The following is a 20,886-nucleotide window of genomic DNA, read 5'->3' on the forward strand; positions in this document are numbered from 1 at the left end:
CCTTGCGTTAAATAAGCGCTCGCAGACTATCCGCCAGCCTGCTGCGCGTGCCAAATAAAACTGAAATAAAGAACAATGCGCTGGCGGTCAGCACAATGGAGGGTCCGGCGGGCAGACTCACTGCCCAGGAAAGGCTTAAGCCCAGCCACGCGCAAAAAATACCGCTGATACCCGCCACCAAAAGCAACCCTGGCAGCGTGCGCACCCAGCAGCGTGCCGCCACGGCGGGTAACATCATCAGCCCGACGGCCATCAACGTGCCGAGCACCTGAAAACCGGCTACCAGGTTGAGCACCAGCAGCGCCAGAAACAGACCGTGTAACATCCCGGGCAGCCAGCGCGCGTTCACCTGCAACCACGCGGTATCAAACGCTTCGCTGACCAGCCCCCGATAAAAAATCGCCAGCGTGAGGAGCGTGAACATGCAAACGCCCGTCACGAACAGGGCTGACGCGCTATCCACGGCAAGAATGGAGCCAAACAGAAGATGAAGCAGATCGACATTTGAACCGCGCAGCGACACCAGCGTGACGCCCAGCGCCAGCGAGCCAAGATAGAATCCGGCAAAGCTGGCGTCTTCTTTAAGCGGCGTGCGGCGGCTGACCAGCCCGGCCACCAGCGCCACGGCGATCCCGGCAATAAACCCGCCGACAGTCATTGCCAGCAGCGACATCCCGCTGAGCAGATAGCCCACCGCGACACCCGGTAAAATGGCGTGAGAAAGGGCGTCCCCCATCAGGCTCATCCGACGCAGCTGAAGAAATACGCCCAGCGCAGTGGTGCTGACGGAGAGCGCCAGGCAAACCACCAGCGCGCGCCGCATAAAGCCGTACTCAATAAACGGCTGGAAGAAGAGATGCCAGATCATGCCACCCTCACCCGCTCGGTTTTCCAGTGCGGCATATCAGCGTCCAGCCGCAACGTTTGTGGGAAGTGGCGCGAGACGCGTTCGCTGTCGTGCAGTACCGCCAGCAGGGTCTGCCCCTGCATATACATCTCCAGCATCAGATCCATCAGCACGTTGCAGGTCGCTTCATCGACGCCGGTGAAAGGCTCATCCAGCATCACCAGCGGCGCCTGCTGCACCAAAACGCGGGCAAACAGCATGCGCTGAAACTGGCCGCCGGAAAGTTCATCAATGGTGGAGAACGCCATGGACTCCAGCCCCACGCGCTCCAGCGCGCCGGCAATGCGCATGCGGGTATCCCGACGAAAACCGGCAAACAACGAGATTGCTGGCCAGCAGCCCATGCTCACTACGTCCTGCACGGTCAGAGGAAATTGCGCCTCCAGCGCGTGACGCTGCGCCAGCCAGCCCACCACCGGACGTCTTCCCTGCCAGCGAAAGGTACCGCTGACGGGCGGAATAAAGCCGGCGAGCGTTTTCAGCAGCGTGGATTTGCCGCAGCCGTTGGCCCCGACGATGGCGGTCATGCTCCCGCGTTCAATCACGCCGGACAGCGCGCGCGTTACGGGCTGGCGATCGTACCCTGCCACCAGGTCATTCATCACGATCATGACAACGCCACCGCCCAGCGCACGGCCAGGCAGAGAAACAGAATGAGCACCAGCGCCAGCAGCAGCCGAACCGGGGATGAGAGAGAAAACAGGGACATGGATATCTCAATTCAAATTAATGTTATAACATAACAATAATGAAAGACAATTAAGATGTAAACGGCGGGAGTGAAATGGGAGTGTGGCGAAATGTTTCTGCGGGAAACAGGTGCGGGCGGGTGCCCTCACCCCAGCCCAGCCCTCTCCCACAGGGAGAGGGAAGAATAAGGGGACTTACTGGCTAAACGGTGACGCTGCTGGTACACGCGCCTGAGAGACCGCCAGCCCCAGCTGCCATACCGCCATCGCATAGTGCGTGCTGTGGTTGTAGCGGGTAATGGTGTAGAAGTTTGGCAGCCCGAACCAGTACTGATAACCGGTCCCGACATCCAGACGCAGCAGGCTCACCTGGTCAACATTACCCAGCGGCTGCGACGGCGTTAAGCCTGCCGCTGCCAGCTGCGCCACGCTGTATTTGGTTTTAAATCCGTTTTCCAGACCAAACGCCTCGCCGTTCGCCTGCACCGCCACCTGGCCGCCCGGCGTCCAGCCGTGCGCTTTGAAGTAGTTCGCCACGCTGCCAATGGCATCTTCGGGATCCCACAGGTTGATGTGGCCATCCCCGTTAAAATCTACCGCATACTGCTTATAGGAGGATGGCATAAACTGGCCGTAGCCCATCGCACCGGCGAACGACCCTTTCAGATCTAACGGATCGTCCTGTTCGTCTCGCGCCATCAGCAGGAAAGTTTCCAGTTCGGAAGAGAAATAGTCGGCGCGGCGCGGGTAGTTAAAGGAAAGCGTCGCCAGCGCATCAAGGATGCGGGTTTTGCCCATCACGCGCCCCCAGCGTGTTTCCACGCCGATAATCCCGACAATGATTTCAGGCGGAACACCATAGACCTGCCACGCGCGGTTCAGGGCGTCTTCATACTGATTCCAGAACGCCACGCCGTTTTGCACGTTGTCCGGGGTAATAAACTGTTTGCGGTAGCGCAGCCACGCGCCGTTTGGCCCGGTCGGCACCTGGGCCGTCGGCGCCTGCCTGTCCATCAGGCGCAGCACGTAGTCCAGACGCTTCGCCTGAGACAAAATGGCATGCAGCTGCTGGCGGTCAAAACCGTGTTTGCTCACCATTTTATCGATGAACTGTTCGGCCGCAGGGTTGTTCGCGAAGTCACCGCCCATCTGCATCATATTGTGCTGCGGCTCTAGCAGGAACCCGCCGGAAGGCGCGCCCGCCGTTTGCTGAACGGCTTCAGTCTTGGGTTTGCTACTACAGGCGGACAGGAGAATAAGCGCAGGTAACAGCGCTGCATAACGACGCTTGAACATGTGGCATCCATTTAACGAGTTCGGTTAAGAACCCAGTATGGTAAAGCATCCGCAACACCTCAAGGAAGCGGTTATGTGGCCATAAGCAAAATCTTTATCATTGACCACGGTCGGCGCAGGGAGAATGCATTATGATGAGCGCCCCTTCTGTTGGAGCGGGGGATCGGAACGATCGTAACCGGAGAGAAAAATGAGTGATTTTCTGTTAAACGCAGGCCGTCAGACCCTTCTGCTGGAGCTACAGGAAGCCAGCCACCTGCCGGAGCGTCTGGGTGAGGATTTTGTTCGTGCAGCCAACACCATTATCCACTGTGAGGGCAAAGTGATTGTGGCGGGTATCGGTAAATCCGGTCATATCGGCAAGAAGATTGCCGCGACGCTTGCCAGCACTGGCACCCCGGCATTCTTCGTTCATCCTGCCGAAGCGCTGCATGGCGATCTGGGGATGATCGAAAGCCGCGACGTGATGCTGTTTATCTCCTACTCCGGTTCAGCCAAAGAGCTGGATCTCATCATCCCTCGCCTGCAAGAAAAATCGGTAGCCCTGTTAGCAATGACCGGAAAGTCCCGCTCGCCGCTGGCGCTGGCCGCGAAAGCAACGCTGGACATTTCCGTTGAGCGTGAAGCCTGCCCGATGCACCTCGCACCGACTTCCAGCACCGTCAACACGCTGATGATGGGCGACGCCCTGGCGATGGCGGTGATGCAGGCGCGCGGCTTTAGTGAGGAAGATTTTGCCCGCTCCCATCCTGCGGGCGCGCTTGGGGCACGTCTGCTTAACAAGGTTCACCACCTGATGCGTACGGACGATGCCATTCCTCAGGTCAAACTCGACACCAGCGTGATGGACGCCATGCTGGAGTTGAGCCGCACCGGGCTGGGGCTGGTGGCGGTATGCGATAACGACCACCAGGTGAAGGGCGTCTTCACCGACGGCGACCTGCGCCGCTGGCTGGTGGGCAGCGGCAAGCTGGAGGCGAGGGTATCCGAAGCAATGACCAAAGGCGGGCTGACGCTGAATGCCGACAGCCGCGCCATAGAAGCCAAAGAGGTGCTGATGAAGCGCAAAATCACCGCCGCGCCAGTGGTGGACGAGCATGGCAGGCTGTGCGGCGCGATCAACCTGCAAGACTTCTACCAGGCGGGAATTATTTAACCCTTCAGCCCCAGACGTTTCGCCAGCCTGTGGAGGTTGGCAACGTCCATCTCCAGCGCCCGCGCGCACGCCGCCCAGCTGCGGTTATTCTGCTCCAGCGCGCGGGTAATCATCTGGCGCTGAAACGCATCCGTCGCCTCGCGCAGGTTTTCGGTCACGCTCTCAGGTATCACCGGCTTCGCGGACGGCGTCGTTTCCTCATGCAGCGCGAAATGGCGCGCATGAATAACCACTTCATCCCCCGTACGCGTTGCCCGCGCCAGCACCACCGCACGGTGGATCGCATGTTCCAGTTCACGCACGTTACCTGGCCAGCCGTAGCTCAGCAGGTGCGTCCTCGCGCCAGGGCTTAGCACCACGCGGGAAAGCCCCATTTTGAGCCGACACTGTTCGCAGAAAAAGCCCGCCAGCAGCACCACGTCATCGCCCCGCTCGCGCAGCGGCGGCACCGTGAGCGGGAACACGCTCAGCCGGTGGAACAAATCGGCACGGAAATGGCCCGCCAGCACTTCTTCGCGCAGATCGCGGTTCGTCGCCGCCAGCACGCGCACATCCACGCGTAAGCTGCGATCGTCCCCCACGCGTTGAATATCGCCATACTGCAACACCCGTAGCAGTTTGGCCTGGAGCGAAAGGGAAAGCTCGCCAATTTCATCAAGGAACAGCGTGCCGTTATCGGCCATTTCAAATTTGCCGCTGCGGTTGCTGATCGCCCCGGTAAACGCCCCTTTGACGTGTCCGAACAGCTCACTTTCCGCCACGCTTTCCGGCAACGCCGCGCAGTTGAGGTACACCAGCGGGTTCACCGCACGAGGCGAGGCTTCATGGATCGCTTTCGCCACCAGTTCTTTACCGGTGCCGGTTTCACCGAAGATCAGCACGTTCAAATCAGACGCGGCGACAATCTCAATCTCTTTTTTGAGCTGTTCCATGCCCGGCGAAAGGCCGATCATCTGGGTGTGCGCCACCGGCTCAAACACCGTCGGGCTACCGGGAAGGATGTTCTGGCTCTCAAGCTGTTCTATCAGCAGCGCGTTGTTCAGCGCCCCGGCCGCCAGCGCAGCAATTAACCGTAGCTCTTCGTCGCTAAAGGTGTCGAACTGATCCGGCGACATGCCATCAAGGGTTAATGCGCCAATCAGGTTCTGCCCGGCAAATAACGGCAGGCCAATACAGGCGTGCACCTTCAGGCTCTCCTGCCCGGGGATCAGGCCGTCGTACGGGTCGGGCAGATCGCTGTCCGCCGGGAAACGCACCACGTCCCCCGCGCGGGCGATGGTTTCCAGACGCGGGTGGCCCTCCAGCGTAAAGCGCCGTCCTAGTACGTCCTTCGCCAGCCCGTCGATGGCCAGCGGAATAAACTGCCGCCCTTCGTAACGCAGCAGCGCCGACGCATCGCAATCCAGCACGTGGCGCAACGTGGAGATCAGCCGTTGGAAGCGGTCCTGATGACCAATACCGGTTTGCAGTTCTATGGCGATCTTCGCCAGCACGTCTACGGAAAAGCTCATCTTTGCCTCACTGTCATTTTGACTATGCATAGTGTCATATTGACAATTTTTAAGATAGTCAAAATGACTACCCATTGTGGATAATGAAAATATAATTCCATTATTTTCAATAATTTAAAAAGTTGGCACGCAACTTGATATATGCAAACCATCTTATTTGAAAACGCTGTATTACGTTGAGGTTGCTATGTCTATTCTGGTTAAAAATAACATTCATTGGGTTGGTCAACGTGACTGGGAAGTGCGCGATTTCCACGGGACGGAATATAAAACGCTGCGCGGCAGCAGCTATAACAGCTATCTTATCCGCGAAGGTAAAAACGTTCTGATCGATACCGTCGATCACAAATTCAGCCGCGAGTTCGTGCAGAACCTGCGCAGCGAAATCGATCTGAACGACATCGACTACATCATTATCAATCATGCGGAAGAGGATCACGCCGGAGCACTGACCGAGCTGATGTCTTACATTCCGGATACCCCGATCTACTGCACCACCAACGCCATTGACTCCATCAACGGCCACCACCACCATCCGGAGTGGAACTTCCACACCGTGAAAACCGGCGACACGCTGGATATCGGCAACGGCAAACAGCTAATCTTCGTGGAAACCCCAATGCTGCACTGGCCGGACAGCATGATGACCTACATGACCGGTGACGCGGTGCTGTTCAGCAACGACGCCTTCGGCCAGCACTACTGTGACGAACGCCTGTTCAATGACGAAGTGGATCAGACCGAGCTGTTCGAACAGTGCCAGCGCTACTACGCTAACATTCTCACCCCGTTCAGCCGTCTGGTGACGCCAAAAATCACCGAGATCCTCGGCTTCAACCTGCCGGTGGATATGATTGCCACCTCCCACGGCGTGGTATGGCGTGAAAATCCTACCCAGATCGTCGAGCTGTACCTGAAGTGGGCGGCGGATTATCAGGAAGACCGCATCACCATCTTCTACGACACCATGTCCAACAACACCCGCATGATGGCAGACGCCATTGCCCAGGGCATCAACGAAGTGGACCCGAACGTGGCGGTGAAAATCTTCAACGTGGCGCGCAGTGATAAGAATGAGGTATTGACCAACGTCTTCCGCTCTAAAGGCGTGCTGGTGGGGACCTCCACCATGAATAACGTGATGATGCCGAAAATTGCTGGTCTGGTGGAAGAGATGACCGGCCTGCGCTTCCGTAACAAACGCGCCAGCGCCTTTGGTTCACACGGCTGGAGCGGCGGCGCGGTAGACCGTCTCTCCACCCGTTTACAGGATGCCGGTTTTGAGATGTCCCTGAGCCTGAAGGCGAAATGGCGTCCGGATCTCGACGCGCTGGAAATCTGTCGCCAGCACGGTCGCGACATCGCCCGCCAGTGGGCGCTTGCGCCGCTGCCGGAGACCGCACCCGCCGCGGCTGTTGCGACTGAGTCCGTCGAAGAAGCCGCCCCTGCCGCTGCCGATCTCGGCCCGTGCATGCAGTGCAGCGTCTGCCAGTGGATTTACGATCCTGAACTGGGCGAGCCGTTGCAGGATGTCGCACCGGGCACGCCGTGGAGCGAGGTGCCGGACAATTTCCTCTGCCCGGAATGTTCCCTCGGGAAAGACGTCTTTGATGAACTGGCAACGGAGGCAAAATGAGCCACGGCATCGTCATTATCGGCTCGGGCTTTGCCGCCCGCCAGCTGGTGAAAAATATTCGCAAACAGGATGCTAACGTGCCGTTGACGGTGATCGCCGCCGACAGCATGGACGAGTACAACAAGCCTGATTTAAGCCACGTCATTAGCCAGAATCAGCGCGCCGACGATCTCACCCGCCAGACGGCGGGGGAGTTCGCAGAACAGTTTAACCTGCATCTGTTTCCGTACACCTGGATCACCGATATCGACGCCGACGCCCGCGTGGTGAAAGCGAAAGATAAAACCTGGCAGTACGACAAGCTGGTGCTGGCGACAGGGGCATCGGCGTTTGTGCCGCCGGTTGAGGGCCGCGAGCTGATGGTCACGCTCAACAGCCAGCAGGAGTATCAGGCCAGCGAGACCCTGTTACGCGACGCCACGCGAGTGATGATTGTCGGCGGCGGGCTGATTGGCACCGAGCTGGCGATGGACTTCTGCCGGGCGGGAAAATCCGTCACCCTGGTTGACCACGCGGCCAGCATTCTGTCAGCGCTGATGCCGGCAGAAGTTAGCAGTCGCTTACAGCATCGTCTGACCGACATGGGCGTGCATCTGCTGCTGAAATCGCAGTTGCAGAGCCTGAGTAAAACCGAAACCGGCATTTGTGCGACGCTCGACCGCAACCGCAGCGTGGAAGTGGATGTGGTTATTGCGGCGACGGGGTTGCGCCCGGAAACCGCGCTGGCGCACCGCGCGGGCGCAGAGATCAATCGCGGCGTGAAGGTGGACAGCTACCTGCAAACCACACGGCCGGACATTTATGCCCTGGGCGACTGCGCGGAAATTAACGGTCAGGTGCTGCCGTTCCTGCAACCGATTCAGTTAAGCGCCATGTTCCTGGCGAAAAACCTGCTCGGCGGCAACGCGCCGGTGAAATTACCCGCCATGCTGGTGAAGGTAAAAACGCCGGAACTACCGCTGCATCTCGCAGGTGAAACGCAGCGTCAGGATCTGGACTGGGAGATTGCCCTTTCGCCTCAGGGCATGGTGGCGCGCGGCACCGATACTGCCGGTCAGATGCGCGCCTTTGTGGTCAGCGAAGACAGAATGAAGGAGGCCTTCGCGCTGCTGAAATCGTTACCTGCTTAACCCTCGTCATGCCGGGTGGCGCTCCGCTTACCCGGCCTAAAGTACTGCCACGCTTACTTAACCTTTGGATCCTGTTGTCCACCGCCCCGATGTCCCGGGGCTTTTTTTTATGGCTACCCTTTCAGCGTCAGGACCGCACCACCAGCGCGTCATAGCCCCGCCAGCGGTAATTCGCCATCGAGATCAGCCAGCAGGCGACAAACAGCCCGACCACCACAAACCCGGCGTCGCCCAGGTTATCATTCACCGCGCCAATCAGATCCCACACGCCGCCGCTGAGGGCGAACTTATCCATCAGCAGACCCAGCGCTTCCAGCCCGCCGATAAACAGCGCCACCACCACCGAGGTGCCGGTGATGGTCATATTGTAGTACAGCTTGCGCTGCGGCTTGTTAAACGCCCAGCCGTAGGCACCCACCATCAGCAGGTTATCGAGCGTATCCACCAGCGCCATGCCGCTGGCGAAGAGCGCCGGGAAGATCATGATCGACCACACAGACATCCCGCTGGAGGCGCTGGCGGCGGAGATCCCCAGCACGCCAATTTCGGTGGCCGTGTCAAAGCCGAGGCCAAACAGGAAGCCCACCAGATACATCTGCCAGCTCCTGTTGACGAGGCGGAAGGTTTTGCCGAACAGCCAGTTCATGGCGCCACCCTGTGCAGGCAACGTGATGTCGCCCTGCACGGACCTGCCGTTTTTTAGCGCCTGAAAACTGCGCCAGACGCCGCGGAGGATCACCATATTCACCAGCGCCATCGCCAGCAGGAAGGTGGCGGAGACGGCGGTGCCAATCAGGCTGCCGGTTTCGTGGAACCATTCCATGTTTTTTTGAAACGCCGTGGCGGTAGCGGCGATAGCAATGGAGGCCAGCACAACGATGGTAGAGTGTCCGAGGGAAAACCATGCGCCCACGCCGGACGGGCGCTTGCCCTGCTGCATCATCTTACGCGTCACGGTATCAATCGCGGCAATGTGGTCGGCGTCCACCGCATGACGCAGACCGTAACACCATGCCAGCAGGCTGGCGGCCATCAGCGCCGTGCTGCCGCTAAAGGTGTGCCATGCCAGCCCCCATGCCAGCAGGTTCGCCATCACCAGAGCCAGCAGCAGGCCCGCTGCACGAGGTTCATTGCGTAAAAGTCGTAACATTTTAAATCCTTTGTGAACATGATCGGGCGGCAGCAACCACCGCCTGCCCGAAGGAGATCGCTCCGTCGCCTGCGGGCAGGCGCGAAGGGAAAAGAAGCGTAAAATCAGAAAGGTAATGACGAAGGCGCGCGCGCAGCAGGCGGTTGTGAAGGACTCCGCCGCTGAAGCACACCGTAGAGAGCGACAATCGGCGAGCATGCGTTGCCGCCAGTTCACTCAGCCCTTTTGCCAGCGCATCGTGAAAGGCCCAGGCGCGCTCGTCAGGTTCCGCCCGCCAGGCAAGCCACTGTTGCCAGAACAGCGCAAGGTTATCCCCCTGTAGCGTCACCGGATGATCGACGCCCGGGCAGCGTTCGGCCAGCGCCTCCAGCCGGCACGCGGCTTCGCCCTCATAGCGTTGCGTTTCAATGCCCAGCGCACAGGCCACGGCGTCAAACAGACGACCACAGGACGACGCCCGCGGCGCATTGATACCGCGTGCCACTGCCGCTGCCAGCAGCGGCCAGTTTTGACGCTGTACCGCCTCTGTTTCCGGGTACTGTTGCCAGTCAGGTACGAACGCCAGACAGTGGGCGAGCAAATTGCGCCACGGCTGTTTTGCCGCCAGATCGCCTCCCGGCAGCGCAACGGCTGGCAGACCGCCCAGCCGTTCGCAGTCGCGATAGTTCACCCGCAGACACTCACCGCCCCACAGCACGCCGTTCTCGCCCATGCCGATCCCGTCCAGCGTCAGGGCAATAACATCCCCGCCATCGAGCGGCCAGCCGTTTTCCGCCAGACACGCTGCCGCATGCGCATGATGATGCAGAACGGTCTCAACGGGCAGCGCCTGCGCCTGAGCCCACTGTCGGGTGTGATAGCCCGGATGAGCATCACACACCACGCGCTCAGGCTGAAGGGCGTAGATATCCTGCATCGTCGAGAGTGCGCTGCGCCACTGTGCCTCTACGCCCTCGTCGCTCAGATCGCCAAAATGCTGGCTCAGCACGGCCTGGTTTCCACGCACCAGGCAGAAGGTGTTTTTCATCTCCGCGCCGGTGCACAGCATGGGAGGGATATCACGGAATCCGGCGGGTAGTGTGAGGGCATCCGGCACAAAACCGCGCGCGCGACGCAGGATGGCGCCATCCCGATCCATCACCGAATCATCCATCCGTTGCAGGATGTCGCGGTTGTGCAGCAGGAAGCCATCAGCGATGTCACTGAGTTCTTCCAGCGCCTGCGGGTTGGTGATGGCGGGCGGTCTGCCGCTGAGGTTCCCGGAAGTCATCACCAGCGGACGCCGGCACGCCATCATCAGCAAATGCTGGACCGGGTTCGCGGGTAACATCACGCCGACCGTATTTAGCCCCGGCGCAATCTCCTCAGGAAATGCATGAAGGCAGCCTTTTGGCGTCAGCACAATCGGCGCAGCGGGTGAACGTAACAGCGTCTGGATGGCCTCCGGCAGATCGTCCGCATGCGGGATCATCACCGCCAGCGGCTTGGTCGGGCGCTGCTTGCGTGTCCGCAATGTCAAAATCGCCTGCGGGTTAAGCGCATCGCAGACCAGGTGAAATCCCCCCAGCCCCTTGACCGCTACAATCCCGCCGTTTTTCAGCCTCTCCACCGCCGCACTTAACGCTGATTCACGGGTGGCAACCGTGTCTCCAGCTCGCCACTCCAGCCGTGGCCCACAGTCCGGGCAGGCCACCGGCTGGGCGTGAAAACGCCGGTCAGCGGGATTGCGGTATTCCGTTTCGCACGGCGGACAGAGCGGGAACGGCGCCATTGAGGTGGCCGGTCGGTCATACGGCATGGCGCGGATAATGGTGAAACGCGGCCCACAGTGGGTACAGTTGATAAAGGGGTAGCGGTAGCGACGTTCACGGGGATCGCACATTTCCGCCAGGCACGCGGGACAGGTGGCGGCATCCGGGACGATTTGCGTGTCCATCGCCCCGCTCACGCTGTGGCGGATGGCAAACTCATTCGGCAGCGTCGTCCAGCTGAACGGCTGCGTTTCAATGCGATCGATACGCGCCAGCGGTGGGCAATCCTGGCGCAGTCTCGCGGCAAAGTCTCCCCCACTGCCCGCGAGACGCACCAGGACACCCTCTCCGTCATTGCACACATCGCCCGCCAGCCCCAGCAGGTGCGCAAGCTGCCAGACGAAGGGACGAAATCCCACCCCCTGCACCTTGCCGCGCACCCGGAGCTGTACGCCGTTAACGCGCATTGCAGCTTAAAACAGCAGCGATGACGAGGTGTCGAACGCCGCGCGGCGGCGTTTTTCGGCACTCATCTTTTCGAGCTTGTCGCGATCGACGCAGACCAGCGCATGCGTCGGACAGGCTTCCATACATGCCGGACCGGCGTCGCGGTGATAGCAGAGGTCACATTTATTGGCTTCAGCTTTTTCCGCGCGTACGCTCAGCCCGATACCGCTGTTACGCACCACAGGGCGAACGACCACCTCCATCGCACCATACGGACACGCTACCACGCAGGTTTTACACCCGATGCAGCGCTCCTGCATCACGTGCACAAAACCTTTCTCGCGTTTAATCGCGCCGTTCGGACAGACGTTGGCGCACGGCGCGTCTTCGCACTGGCGACAGATAGCGGCGGTAGAAATATTCACGCCTTTAATGACGTGGATGCGCGGCAGGAAGGTATCGGGGGTGAGAGAGGCGCAGTCCTGCTCCGCCTGATGGGAAACCACGCACGCCACTTCACAAGTTCGGCAGCCAATGCATTTGCTGGCATCGGCCATAATAAAACGGTTCATCTGCTTCTCCGGCATAACTGTTATGCGCGAAGTTATTCATAAACCGTGCCAATATTTAATACATTGATTTTATAGGGAAATGGAAAAGAGAAGGATCTGTCATCGTCATTAGTGACGATGACAGATGTCGACGTCAGCGATGCGGGCCGTCAATGACGGAGTCGCGCAGGATTAGCTCGCCGGAGAAGGTTTGCTGAGGCTTAAACTCACCGCCGTCGAGCATGAAAATCAGACGGCTGATGGTCTCCTGGATCATCTCCGTTACCGGAATACGCACGCTGGAGAGGGACGGGACAATGTAGGGCGCGATCGCCACGTCGTCGAAGCCGATGATGGATACCGCGCCCGGAGCGGCGACGCCGCTCTCGTGCAACTGCTTGATGGCACCAATCGCCATATCGTCGTTACTCGCTACCAGCGCGGTAAACGGTTCGCCGCGGGCAAGCAGTTGAGTGACCGCCGCCGCGCCGCTGGCCGGGTTCCACTTCCCTTCGGCGATCAGTTCGTCACGCAGGGCAATACCGTGCTGCGCCAGCGCATCTTTGTAACCGGACAGTCGCTCAACGCCGGTCGGAGAATCCAGCGAACCGGTGATAAACGCAATCTCCCGGTGCCCTTTCGCAATCAGCTGCGCCACCGCGTCCTGACACGACGCTTTATGATCGGACCAGACGCAGTGACTGCTGTTTTTCCGCAAACGGCGGTTGAGCACCATAATCGGCTGCTCGCATTTCTCAATAATTTCGTCCAGCTCTTCCACGCTCAGAAAACGTGGATAGATGATCACCGCGTCGCAGCGCATATCCAGCAGGTACTGGATCGCCTCGCGCTCCTCTTCGGCACTGTGTTTACCATCAGCAAGGATCAGCTGACGCCCCTTCTCTTCCGTCATCCGCGCGGCGTTAAACAGCAGCTCGCTAAAGTAGACCCCGTGGTACAGGGTGTTCGTCACCACCAGCCCCAGGGTCTGGGTGCGTTTAGTCGCCAGGTTTCGCGCCAGCAGATTGGGGCGATACCCGCTCTCTTCGATGGCCCGAAACACCCGGTCTTTGGTCTCCTGACTGACGTAACCGTTCCCCGACAGCACCCGGGAGACCGTCGCTTTCGACACGCCTGCCCGCTTCGCCACTTCCAGCATCGTGGTCATATTGTTATTCCATTCAAAACCGATGAGCCGCAGTGTACTTCACCGCAGAAAAATTGTCGCAGCGGCGTTATCACGCTTTTGGTACTCCTACGCGATCTGCATCACGAAACGAAAAAATGTACGCAAAGCGATCTTGTTTCATCAGTAGAAACTCATAATGATTATGTGAAACCGGTTTCCTACACTTCTCACAACGATAACAGGATCACATCCGATGGCAAAAAATTACGCTGCGCTGGCGACCGACGTCGTTAGCGCGCTGGGCGGCAAAGAGAACATCGTCGCCGTCACCCACTGCATGACGCGCCTGCGCTTCGTTCTGAAAGACGAAAGCCTCACCGACGCTGCACGTCTGAAAAGCATCAGCGGCGTGCTCGGCGTGGTGCGCAACGACAACCAGTGCCAGGTTATCATCGGCAACACCGTCTCCCAGGCGTACCGTGAAGTGGTAAGCCTGCTTCCCGCTAACCTGCAACCTGCCGTACCGGAAGGTCCCCAGAAGCTCACGCTGCGCCGGATTGGCGCCGGGATCCTCGACGCGCTGATCGGCACCATGTCTCCGCTGATCCCGGCGATCATCGGCGGGTCGATGGTCAAGCTGCTGGCGATGATCCTTGAGATGACCGGCGTGCTGGGCAAAGGCGACCCGACGCTGACGATCCTGACCGTTATCGGCGACGGCGCGTTCTTCTTCCTGCCGCTGATGGTCGCGGCGTCCGCGGCGGTGAAGTTCAAAACCAACATGTCGCTGGCTATCGCCATCGCGGGGGTACTGGTACACCCGAGCTTTATTGAGCTGATGGCGAAAGCGGCGCAGGGCGAGCATGTAGAATTTGCTTTAATTCCGGTCACGGCGGTGAAATACACCTACACCGTTATCCCCGCCCTGGTGATGACCTGGTGCCTGTCGTATATCGAACGCTGGGTGGATCGCATCACCCCGGCGGTGACCAAAAACTTCCTGAAGCCGATGCTGATCGTGCTGATTGCCGCCCCGCTCGCCATTGTGCTGATAGGTCCGCTCGGGATCTGGATTGGCAGCGCCATCTCCGCGTTGGTCTACACCATCCACGGCTATCTGGGCTGGCTCTCCGTCGCCATTATGGGCGCGCTGTGGCCGCTGCTGGTGATGACCGGCATGCACCGCGTGTTTACCCCAACCATCATCCAGACCATTGCCGAAACGGGCAAAGAAGGGATGGTTATGCCCTCGGAAATCGGCGCCAATCTGTCGCTCGGCGGCTCATCGCTGGCGGTGGCGTGGAAAACGAAAAACCCGGAGCTGCGCCAGACGGCGCTGGCCGCGGCGGCCTCCGCCATCATGGCGGGGATCTCTGAACCGGCCCTGTACGGCGTGGCGGTACGCCTGAAGCGTCCGTTGATTGCGAGCCTGATCAGCGGCTTTATCTGCGGTGCGGTGGCCGGCATGGCAGGCCTTGCCAGCCACTCGATGGCGGCGCCGGGGCTGTTCACCAGCGTGCAGTTCTTCGATCCGGCCAACCCGATGACCATCGTCTGGGTGTTTGGCGTGATGGGGCTGGCGGTGGTGCTGTCATTTGTACTGACCCTGCTGTTAGGGTTTGAGGATATCCCGGTAGAAGACGAAGCCGAAAAAGCGCGCGCCCTACAAACCGCACCGGTACAGAACAAAGCAGCAGAAGCATAAACTGAAAGCGAGGTAAGAATGTCTGTTTTTCCACAAGGATTTTTATGGGGCGGCGCGCTTGCCGCCAACCAGAGTGAAGGGGCTTACCGTGAAGGCGGCAAAGGACTGACGACGGTCGATATGATCCCCCACGGCGCAAACCGTCTGGCGGTAAAAGTCGGCAAGGAAAAACGGTTTTCGTTGCGGGACGACGAATTCTACCCGAGCCACGAGGCGATTGATTTTTACCATCGCTACAAAGAAGACATCGCCCTGATGGCGGAGATGGGCTTTACGGTGTTCCGCACCTCGATTGCCTGGAGCCGCCTCTACCCGAACGGCGACGAACCGCTGCCGAATCAGGAAGGCATTGCCTTCTACCGCGCGGTGTTCGAGGAGTGCAAAAAATACAACATCGAGCCGCTTGTCACCCTCTGCCACTTCGACGTGCCGATGCACCTGGTGACGGAGTACGGCTCCTGGCGCAACCGTAAGATGGTGGATTTCTTCGCCCGCTACGCCCGCACCTGCTTCGAGGCGTTTAACGGGCTGGTAAAATACTGGCTTACTTTTAACGAAATCAACATCATGCTGCACAGCCCGTTTTCCGGTGCAGGGCTGGTGTTTGAGGATGGCGAAAACGAAGACCAGGTGAAATACCAGGCCGCGCACCACGAGCTGGTGGCGAGCGCGCTGGCGACCAAAATTGCCCACGAGGTGAACCCGGAAAACCAGGTGGGCTGCATGCTGGCGGGCGGTAACTTCTATCCGTACTCCTGCAAACCGGAAGACGTGTGGATGGCGCTGGAGAAAGACCGCGAGAACCTGTTCTTTATCGACGTGCAGGCACGCGGCCGCTATCCGGCCTACTCTGCACGCGTGTTCCGTGAGAAAGGCGTGGTCATTGTCAAAGACCCCGGCGATGACGAGCTGCTGAAAAACACCGTCGATTTTGTCTCGTTCAGCTATTACGCCTCGCGCTGCGCGTCGGCGGATATGAACGCGGGCAACACCAGCGCGGCAAACATCGTGAAGTCCCTGCGTAATCCGCACATTCAGGTGAGCGAATGGGGCTGGGGCATTGACCCGCTCGGCCTGCGCATCACCATGAACATGATGTACGACCGTTACCAGAAGCCGCTGTTCCTGGTAGAAAACGGCCTGGGTGCGAAAGATGTCATTGATGAAAACGGTGAGATTAACGACGACTACCGCATCAGCTATCTGCGCGAGCATATCCGCGCGATGGGCGATGCGATTGAGGACGGCGTGCCGCTGATGGGCTACACCACCTGGGGCTGTATCGACCTGGTTTCAGCGTCTACCGGTGAAATGAGCAAACGCTACGGGTTCGTATACGTTGATCGCGACGATGCGGGGAACGGCACGCTGGATCGCAAGCGCAAGAAATCATTCTGGTGGTATAAGAAGGTGATTGCGAGTAATGGAGGGGATCTGGCGTAGCCTGTTACCCTCACCCCGGCCCTTTATTTCCCCTAAAGCCGCCGCTTACATAGCTTATCATGCAAGCGGCTAACGAAGCGCAGGACGGGTCGGGGTGCGCATCTATCCGTCTGGGCGTAAAACATTCGTCTATCGCCATTTCGTAGGGAAAATAGCAAAATTTCAGACGCCAGTTGAATACCCGGCAATGACTGTCAGCAGCGCGCTTGAGAAGTTCGAAAGCCTTTGTCATGTTCAGATGTGATCAGAGTTACTAAAAAAAGCGGTACGCTTGCAGATCTGTTTGAGACCCACAAGACCGATTTTACTGCTTCTGGTAAACGCACATACCACCATTGTAAAACTCTGCGCGTCACAATCCCAGGGAGCAGTCTTCTGCCGGAAACAAAATTTGCGAAAAAAATCACTTCATATGATGCTTGGGCTGTTCTCAATTACGTTTATCAACACACACGCGAGGAAAATCTGGAAGCGCTTTTGAAATGTGAAAGTAATCTGAAAGAAATAATGAACAGCAATTAATTAAACACTACATTCACCAGCTTAATCATTTAAAGCCACCTATATTATTTAGATAATATGAAGGTGGCTTTTTTACTATTTACAAGAATTGAGAGCGTGATCACTTTCAACAAAGCAAAACGTATAAGATGATCAACGTATCAAATCACAGGAAAACATTATGTATTACAGTGAAGATATTATTAAAAAAATTGGAACCGACAAAGAATTAGCCGTGAGATTAGATAAGGCTATGGCTGGTGTGAAAGATGGATTTGTCGAATATGTAAATAATCTCGGTGATGGTGCAACGAGAGCACTTTATTACACTTCTTGCTTTACAGAAAATTATAAAGATGTTTGTAAACGGCTTGCAAATGAAGATAAGCGTTTTTTACTAGGTTTGTATGAACTTATTAAGCATAGAAATATAATTTTCAGGTTGATATTAATATATGTTCAGACGTTACTTAAGAATAAAAATGAAAGTGAAAGAAACATTATTCTTAGACAAGTTGTGCCACCTACAACACACTATTCAGTTATACAAGTCTCAAAATTAGCATTAATTTACGGAGTTGTTAAGTACATATGTTACGGCAATGCAATGAATGCAGGTATAAGAAGTGTGATTATGAAAAAAGTAGCTGGGCGAACTACAACGGGACTATTTGCACTTAGCACATATGGGATTGTTCAAAATGCTGCCATGAGTGCAGATAATCTAGAACATTTCCTCCCACAGTTTTATCATGCATTGTATATCGAAAATCTGGAAATGATGTATTTCTTAATAGAGCCAATGGTTATGAAAGCAGGTTATTTGAATATAAGCACAGCTTCAAATAGTGATGTAATAGATGCTTTAAAAAAAATGGCTGGTCGATGAAAAAATTATTAAAAGAAATATTTAGGCTTATTTTTGAGGATTTCAAGCAACAGCTGAAAGGATTTTATACGGTAGTTGCTATAATTTTATTATCACTTATTCCTGTAAAAACCATAAATGACCCAATAGTCGCAATGAGAGTAGTTGGGTTAATTGTTGTAGTTGTTTTGTATTTTTCGATGTTTTATGAAAGGAAAAAATAACATGTCTATACCAGCACATATTTGGCTTACAGATGAAAATAATTCACCTTTAATTGGTGAATGTTTAATGCCGACACGATTGGGCTCAACTGAGCTTAAATCGTTCAATCATTCTGTATGGATCCCCACAGATCATAATACAGGGAAGCTTACGGGAACGCGCCTTCATGTCCCTATCACATTTGAAAAAGAAATTGATCGCATCACTCCATATTTATTCAGAGGGGTATGCACTGGCAGAACATTCAAAGAAGCTGTAATAAAAATGTACAGGATTAATGAAGCAGGAATAGAGATAGAATATTTTAACATAACTCTGGAAAATGTAAAAATAACAAGAATCTCTCCCGTATTATTTCCTCTGGGAGTGGCAAGCAAACATATGGAGGAAGTTGAAATTCGTTATGAGTCAATCGAATGGAAATATTGTGATGGGAACATAATGTTTAAAGATACCTGGAATGAAAGAGCAGTAGCATAAAAAAGGGACGCTAATGTGTCCCTTTTTTGATTGTCATCCCTAAACCCGTTCCCTCTCCACGGGAAGAGGTGATGGGTTTGGTAGGACGGGTAAGGCGAAGTCGCCACCCGGCACTGCTCAGAGCGGAGAAAAACCCCCGTCCCCAACCCACCCTTCAAGCCGTGAATAAACCACGTCCACCGCCTCTTTTACCGGCGGCGTCATCGGATAATAAAACCCAACAATATCCGGCTGAATCCCCAAAAACAGCACCTCGCCCACGTCATCCTTGATCTGATCCACGAGGTAATTCAGCGGCATATTGTGGGTCGTCATCATAAACATCTCGGCAATGTCGTCCGGGTCAATCAGGCGGAGCTCGCCGGGGTTGAGCCCCATATCGGTAGCATCGACAATTAATAGCCTGTCAGGGCGCAGTTCGCGAATGGCGACCACGTCATTTTCCGGCGAGCTACCACCGTCAATCACTATCCAGCCGCCCGGCGGGTTTGCCGCGCATAGCTCTGCCAACAGCGGGCCCGCGCCGTCGTCGCCCATCATGCTGTTGCCGACACACAGTAAAACGTCAGTCACGTAATCTCCTTACCATCAGGTAGATGGCGCTCTCCTGATGAATATCGTGCAGCATGCCGAGCAGCGTTTTGCTCCACGCCTGCTGCCCCGGGGTTTGTACGCTCAGCGCAGCGTCAAAGGCATTAGCGAGCATCGTGATATGGTTGGCGTCGATAACGATCTCACCGTACTTCGGCACGCCCTCCATTTTGCGCCGCGCCGTGCTGCCCTCTTCAAGCGTGGCGATCCACGCCAGGTACTCGGGCCACGGGCAGCTTAGCGCCGTTTCAAGGCAGTCGATTACCCCGAGGTGGTGCCCAATCGCCAGACTGTAATAGACCACCTGCTGCGCCGCATCCGGCGTGGCGTCGTTCTCATCAATAAACTTACGGCTCAGCTGGCTGAACACCACCGTTTCACTCATCGGATACGCGCCTCGTCCACAATACTGTTCAGGTTCGCCACGATCTCATTGAGACGCGGATCGTTTTCCGCTTCCAGCCAGCGTGCCACCTGATGGTCGCCCTGACTCAGCAGGCGCAGATAATCATCGGCAATCTGACGTCCGTAGCGGTAGCCTGCCAGCCTGCGCGCCGTGCGGTCGACCTTCACCCGCAGGGGCTGCACCATGTCCGGGTGCAGAATGGCCGCAGGCTGGTTGTCGATCTCACCCGGCTCGCGGGCGTGAATCTTCTGCTCCAGCAGCCCGAGCGCCATCGCGAAGCCGTACAGCGTGGCGGCGGGCGTCGGCGGGCAGCCCGGGATGTAAACGTCTACCGGCACGATTTTGTCGGTACCGCCCCAGACGCAGTAAAGATCGTGGAAGATGCCGCCGCTGTTGCCGCAGGCGCCGTAGGAGATGCAGATTTTTGGATCCGGCGCAGACTGCCAGGCGCGCAGCGCAGGCGAGCGCATCGCGCGGGTGACCGCGCCGGTGAACAGAAGAATATCCGCGTGGCGCGGGGACGGCACCACTTTGATGCCGAAGCGTTCGGCGTCAAACAGCGGCGACAGGGTGGCGAAGATTTCGATCTCGCAGCCGTTGCAGCCACCGCAGTCCACGCGATAGACGTAGGCCGAGCGTTTGATTTTTTTCAACAGCGATGCCTTCATGCTGGCGATGGACTCCTCCACCGTCAGCGGCACCGGAATGCCGTTAGCGTCACGCGGGCCGAGTAAGTTTTCCATCAGCTGGCCTCTCTCATATGGCGGGTTAAATCGATGCGGTCAGACGGCAGCAGGCATTTCTGACGCTTGCACTCCGGGCAGGTTTCGAAGCTTTCACGGTGATGCTCCGCGCGGACGTCGCCGTTGTGCTTCAGCAGCGCGATGACGTAGTCGATCTCTTTTTGCACGGCGAACGGACGCTTGCAGACGCGGCAGTTGCACAGCGCAAAGCGCGATTGCTGGAGGAAGTCCTCTTTTTTCCACACCGCCAGCTCGTACTCCTGAGACAGGCGAATGGCGACCGTCGGGCAGACCTCCTCGCAGCGCCCGCAAAAGATGCAGCGCCCGAGGTTAAACTGCCAGGCCAGCTCGCCGGTTTTCAGGTCCGTTTCCACCGTTAAGGCATTCGACGGGCAGGCGTTGACGCAGGCCGCGCAGCCGATGCACTGCTGCGGGTTATGCTCCGGCTTGCCGCGAAAATTTTTATCCACCGGGATCGGCTCCAGCGGATAACTGCTGGTCTGTACGCCGGTTTTGATCGCTTTTTTGATAAAGGTAAACATGTTTGCTCCTGCTTTCGTGCGGCTCCGCT

20 protein-coding genes are annotated in these 20,886 nt (G+C 57.1%); 8 read left to right on the forward strand and 12 right to left on the reverse strand.

The features are described from left to right. Positions 1 to 7: 7 nt before the first annotated feature. From G6Q29_RS14155 to mltB, 3 genes are all read right to left on the reverse strand, one after another. Positions 8 to 868, reverse strand: a complete 861-nt coding sequence (locus tag G6Q29_RS14155) for a metal ABC transporter permease (protein ID WP_165466116.1) — start codon at positions 866 to 868, stop codon at positions 8 to 10. Beyond that, positions 865 to 1,518, reverse strand: a complete 654-nt coding sequence (locus G6Q29_RS14160) for a metal ABC transporter ATP-binding protein (RefSeq protein ID WP_165466117.1) — start codon at positions 1,516 to 1,518, stop codon at positions 865 to 867. The genes G6Q29_RS14155 and G6Q29_RS14160 overlap by 4 nt, the downstream gene beginning before the upstream one ends. 273 nt (positions 1,519 to 1,791) lie before the next feature. Further along, on the reverse strand, positions 1,792 to 2,892 hold the full coding sequence (gene mltB, locus G6Q29_RS14165; RefSeq protein ID WP_165466118.1) for a lytic murein transglycosylase B: 1,101 nt from the start codon (positions 2,890 to 2,892) through the stop codon (positions 1,792 to 1,794). A 190-nt stretch (positions 2,893 to 3,082) separates the two neighbouring features. Here mltB and gutQ point away from each other — a divergent pair, with 190 nt between their 5' ends. Then, positions 3,083 to 4,048, forward strand: coding sequence for an arabinose-5-phosphate isomerase GutQ (gutQ, locus tag G6Q29_RS14170; RefSeq protein WP_165466119.1), 966 nt, complete (start codon positions 3,083 to 3,085; stop codon positions 4,046 to 4,048). On the opposite strand, the gene norR is transcribed toward gutQ, so the two are convergent. Then, positions 4,045 to 5,559, reverse strand: coding sequence for a nitric oxide reductase transcriptional regulator NorR (gene norR / locus G6Q29_RS14175; RefSeq protein ID WP_207309798.1), 1,515 nt, complete (start codon positions 5,557 to 5,559; stop codon positions 4,045 to 4,047). The two genes, gutQ and norR, sit on opposite strands and share 4 nt — an antisense overlap. A gap of 187 nt (positions 5,560 to 5,746) precedes the next feature. Between norR and norV the strand changes: the two genes are divergently transcribed. Both norV and norW read left to right on the forward strand, forming a co-directional pair. After that, on the forward strand, positions 5,747 to 7,195 hold the full coding sequence (norV, locus tag G6Q29_RS14180; RefSeq protein ID WP_165466121.1) for an anaerobic nitric oxide reductase flavorubredoxin: 1,449 nt from the start codon (positions 5,747 to 5,749) through the stop codon (positions 7,193 to 7,195). Then, entirely contained in the window at positions 7,192 to 8,325 is a 1,134-nt protein-coding gene (gene norW / locus G6Q29_RS14185) for an NADH:flavorubredoxin reductase NorW (RefSeq protein ID WP_165466122.1), read from the forward strand. The genes norV and norW overlap by 4 nt, the downstream gene beginning before the upstream one ends. Before the next feature lie 127 nt (positions 8,326 to 8,452). On the opposite strand, the gene G6Q29_RS14190 is transcribed toward norW, so the two are convergent. The 4 genes from G6Q29_RS14190 to G6Q29_RS14205 all read right to left on the reverse strand — a co-directional run bounded on the left by G6Q29_RS14190 (position 8,453) and on the right by G6Q29_RS14205 (position 13,392). Further along, positions 8,453 to 9,475, reverse strand: coding sequence for a HoxN/HupN/NixA family nickel/cobalt transporter (locus G6Q29_RS14190; RefSeq protein ID WP_165466123.1), 1,023 nt, complete (start codon positions 9,473 to 9,475; stop codon positions 8,453 to 8,455). A 1-nt stretch (position 9,476) separates the two neighbouring features. After that, positions 9,477 to 11,693 (reverse strand): carbamoyltransferase HypF, encoded by a 2,217-nt coding sequence (gene hypF, locus G6Q29_RS14195; protein ID WP_165466124.1) that lies wholly within the window; start codon positions 11,691 to 11,693, stop codon positions 9,477 to 9,479. A gap of 6 nt (positions 11,694 to 11,699) precedes the next feature. Further along, a complete protein-coding gene (gene hydN, locus G6Q29_RS14200; protein WP_165466125.1) occupies positions 11,700 to 12,245 on the reverse strand; it encodes an electron transport protein HydN in 546 nt (181 codons plus the stop codon). Between the two features lie 133 nt (positions 12,246 to 12,378). After that, positions 12,379 to 13,392, reverse strand: coding sequence for a LacI family DNA-binding transcriptional regulator (locus G6Q29_RS14205; RefSeq protein ID WP_165466126.1), 1,014 nt, complete (start codon positions 13,390 to 13,392; stop codon positions 12,379 to 12,381). Between the two features lie 214 nt (positions 13,393 to 13,606). On the opposite strand from G6Q29_RS14205, the gene ascF reads away from it, so the two are divergent. The 5 genes from ascF to G6Q29_RS14230 all read left to right on the forward strand — a co-directional run bounded on the left by ascF (position 13,607) and on the right by G6Q29_RS14230 (position 18,575). Continuing rightward, positions 13,607 to 15,058, forward strand: a complete 1,452-nt coding sequence (gene ascF / locus G6Q29_RS14210; RefSeq protein ID WP_165466127.1) for a PTS cellobiose/arbutin/salicin transporter subunit IIBC — start codon at positions 13,607 to 13,609, stop codon at positions 15,056 to 15,058. Positions 15,059 to 15,076: 18 nt separating this feature from the next. Next, positions 15,077 to 16,501 (forward strand): 6-phospho-beta-glucosidase, encoded by a 1,425-nt coding sequence (locus tag G6Q29_RS14215; protein WP_165466128.1) that lies wholly within the window; start codon positions 15,077 to 15,079, stop codon positions 16,499 to 16,501. 682 nt (positions 16,502 to 17,183) lie between these two features. Then, the gene (locus G6Q29_RS14220) at positions 17,184 to 17,891 is read left to right on the forward strand and encodes a hypothetical protein (RefSeq protein WP_165466129.1); all 708 of its coding nucleotides are present in this window, start codon (positions 17,184 to 17,186) and stop codon (positions 17,889 to 17,891) included. Beyond that, positions 17,888 to 18,094 carry a hypothetical protein gene (locus G6Q29_RS14225; RefSeq protein WP_165466130.1) on the forward strand — a complete coding sequence of 69 codons (207 nt, stop codon included), beginning with the start codon at positions 17,888 to 17,890 and terminating at the stop codon, positions 18,092 to 18,094. Before G6Q29_RS14220 ends, G6Q29_RS14225 begins: the two co-directional genes overlap by 4 nt. A 1-nt stretch (position 18,095) precedes the next feature. Beyond that, positions 18,096 to 18,575, forward strand: coding sequence for an Hcp family type VI secretion system effector (locus G6Q29_RS14230; protein ID WP_165466131.1), 480 nt, complete (start codon positions 18,096 to 18,098; stop codon positions 18,573 to 18,575). 117 nt (positions 18,576 to 18,692) lie between these two features. Here G6Q29_RS14230 and hycI read toward each other — a convergent pair whose 3' ends face one another. From hycI to G6Q29_RS14250, 4 genes are read right to left on the reverse strand one after another with little or no spacing between them, the layout of a single operon-like run. After that, on the reverse strand, positions 18,693 to 19,148 hold the full coding sequence (hycI, locus tag G6Q29_RS14235) for a hydrogenase maturation peptidase HycI (RefSeq protein ID WP_165466132.1): 456 nt from the start codon (positions 19,146 to 19,148) through the stop codon (positions 18,693 to 18,695). Beyond that, the gene (locus G6Q29_RS14240) at positions 19,141 to 19,551 is read right to left on the reverse strand and encodes a formate hydrogenlyase maturation HycH family protein (RefSeq protein ID WP_165466133.1); all 411 of its coding nucleotides are present in this window, start codon (positions 19,549 to 19,551) and stop codon (positions 19,141 to 19,143) included. Before G6Q29_RS14240 ends, hycI begins: the two co-directional genes overlap by 8 nt. Next, complete coding sequence (locus G6Q29_RS14245; protein WP_165466134.1) at positions 19,548 to 20,315, reverse strand: NADH-quinone oxidoreductase subunit B family protein; 768 nt, start codon at positions 20,313 to 20,315, stop codon at positions 19,548 to 19,550. The genes G6Q29_RS14240 and G6Q29_RS14245 overlap by 4 nt, the downstream gene beginning before the upstream one ends. After that, positions 20,315 to 20,857, reverse strand: a complete 543-nt coding sequence (locus tag G6Q29_RS14250; protein WP_165466135.1) for a formate hydrogenlyase complex iron-sulfur subunit — start codon at positions 20,855 to 20,857, stop codon at positions 20,315 to 20,317. The genes G6Q29_RS14245 and G6Q29_RS14250 overlap by 1 nt, the downstream gene beginning before the upstream one ends. Between the last annotated feature and the right edge of the window lie 29 nt (positions 20,858 to 20,886).

The organism is Enterobacter cloacae (genome assembly GCF_011078175.1).
GTDB lineage: Bacteria > Pseudomonadota > Gammaproteobacteria > Enterobacterales > Enterobacteriaceae > Enterobacter > Enterobacter cloacae_Q.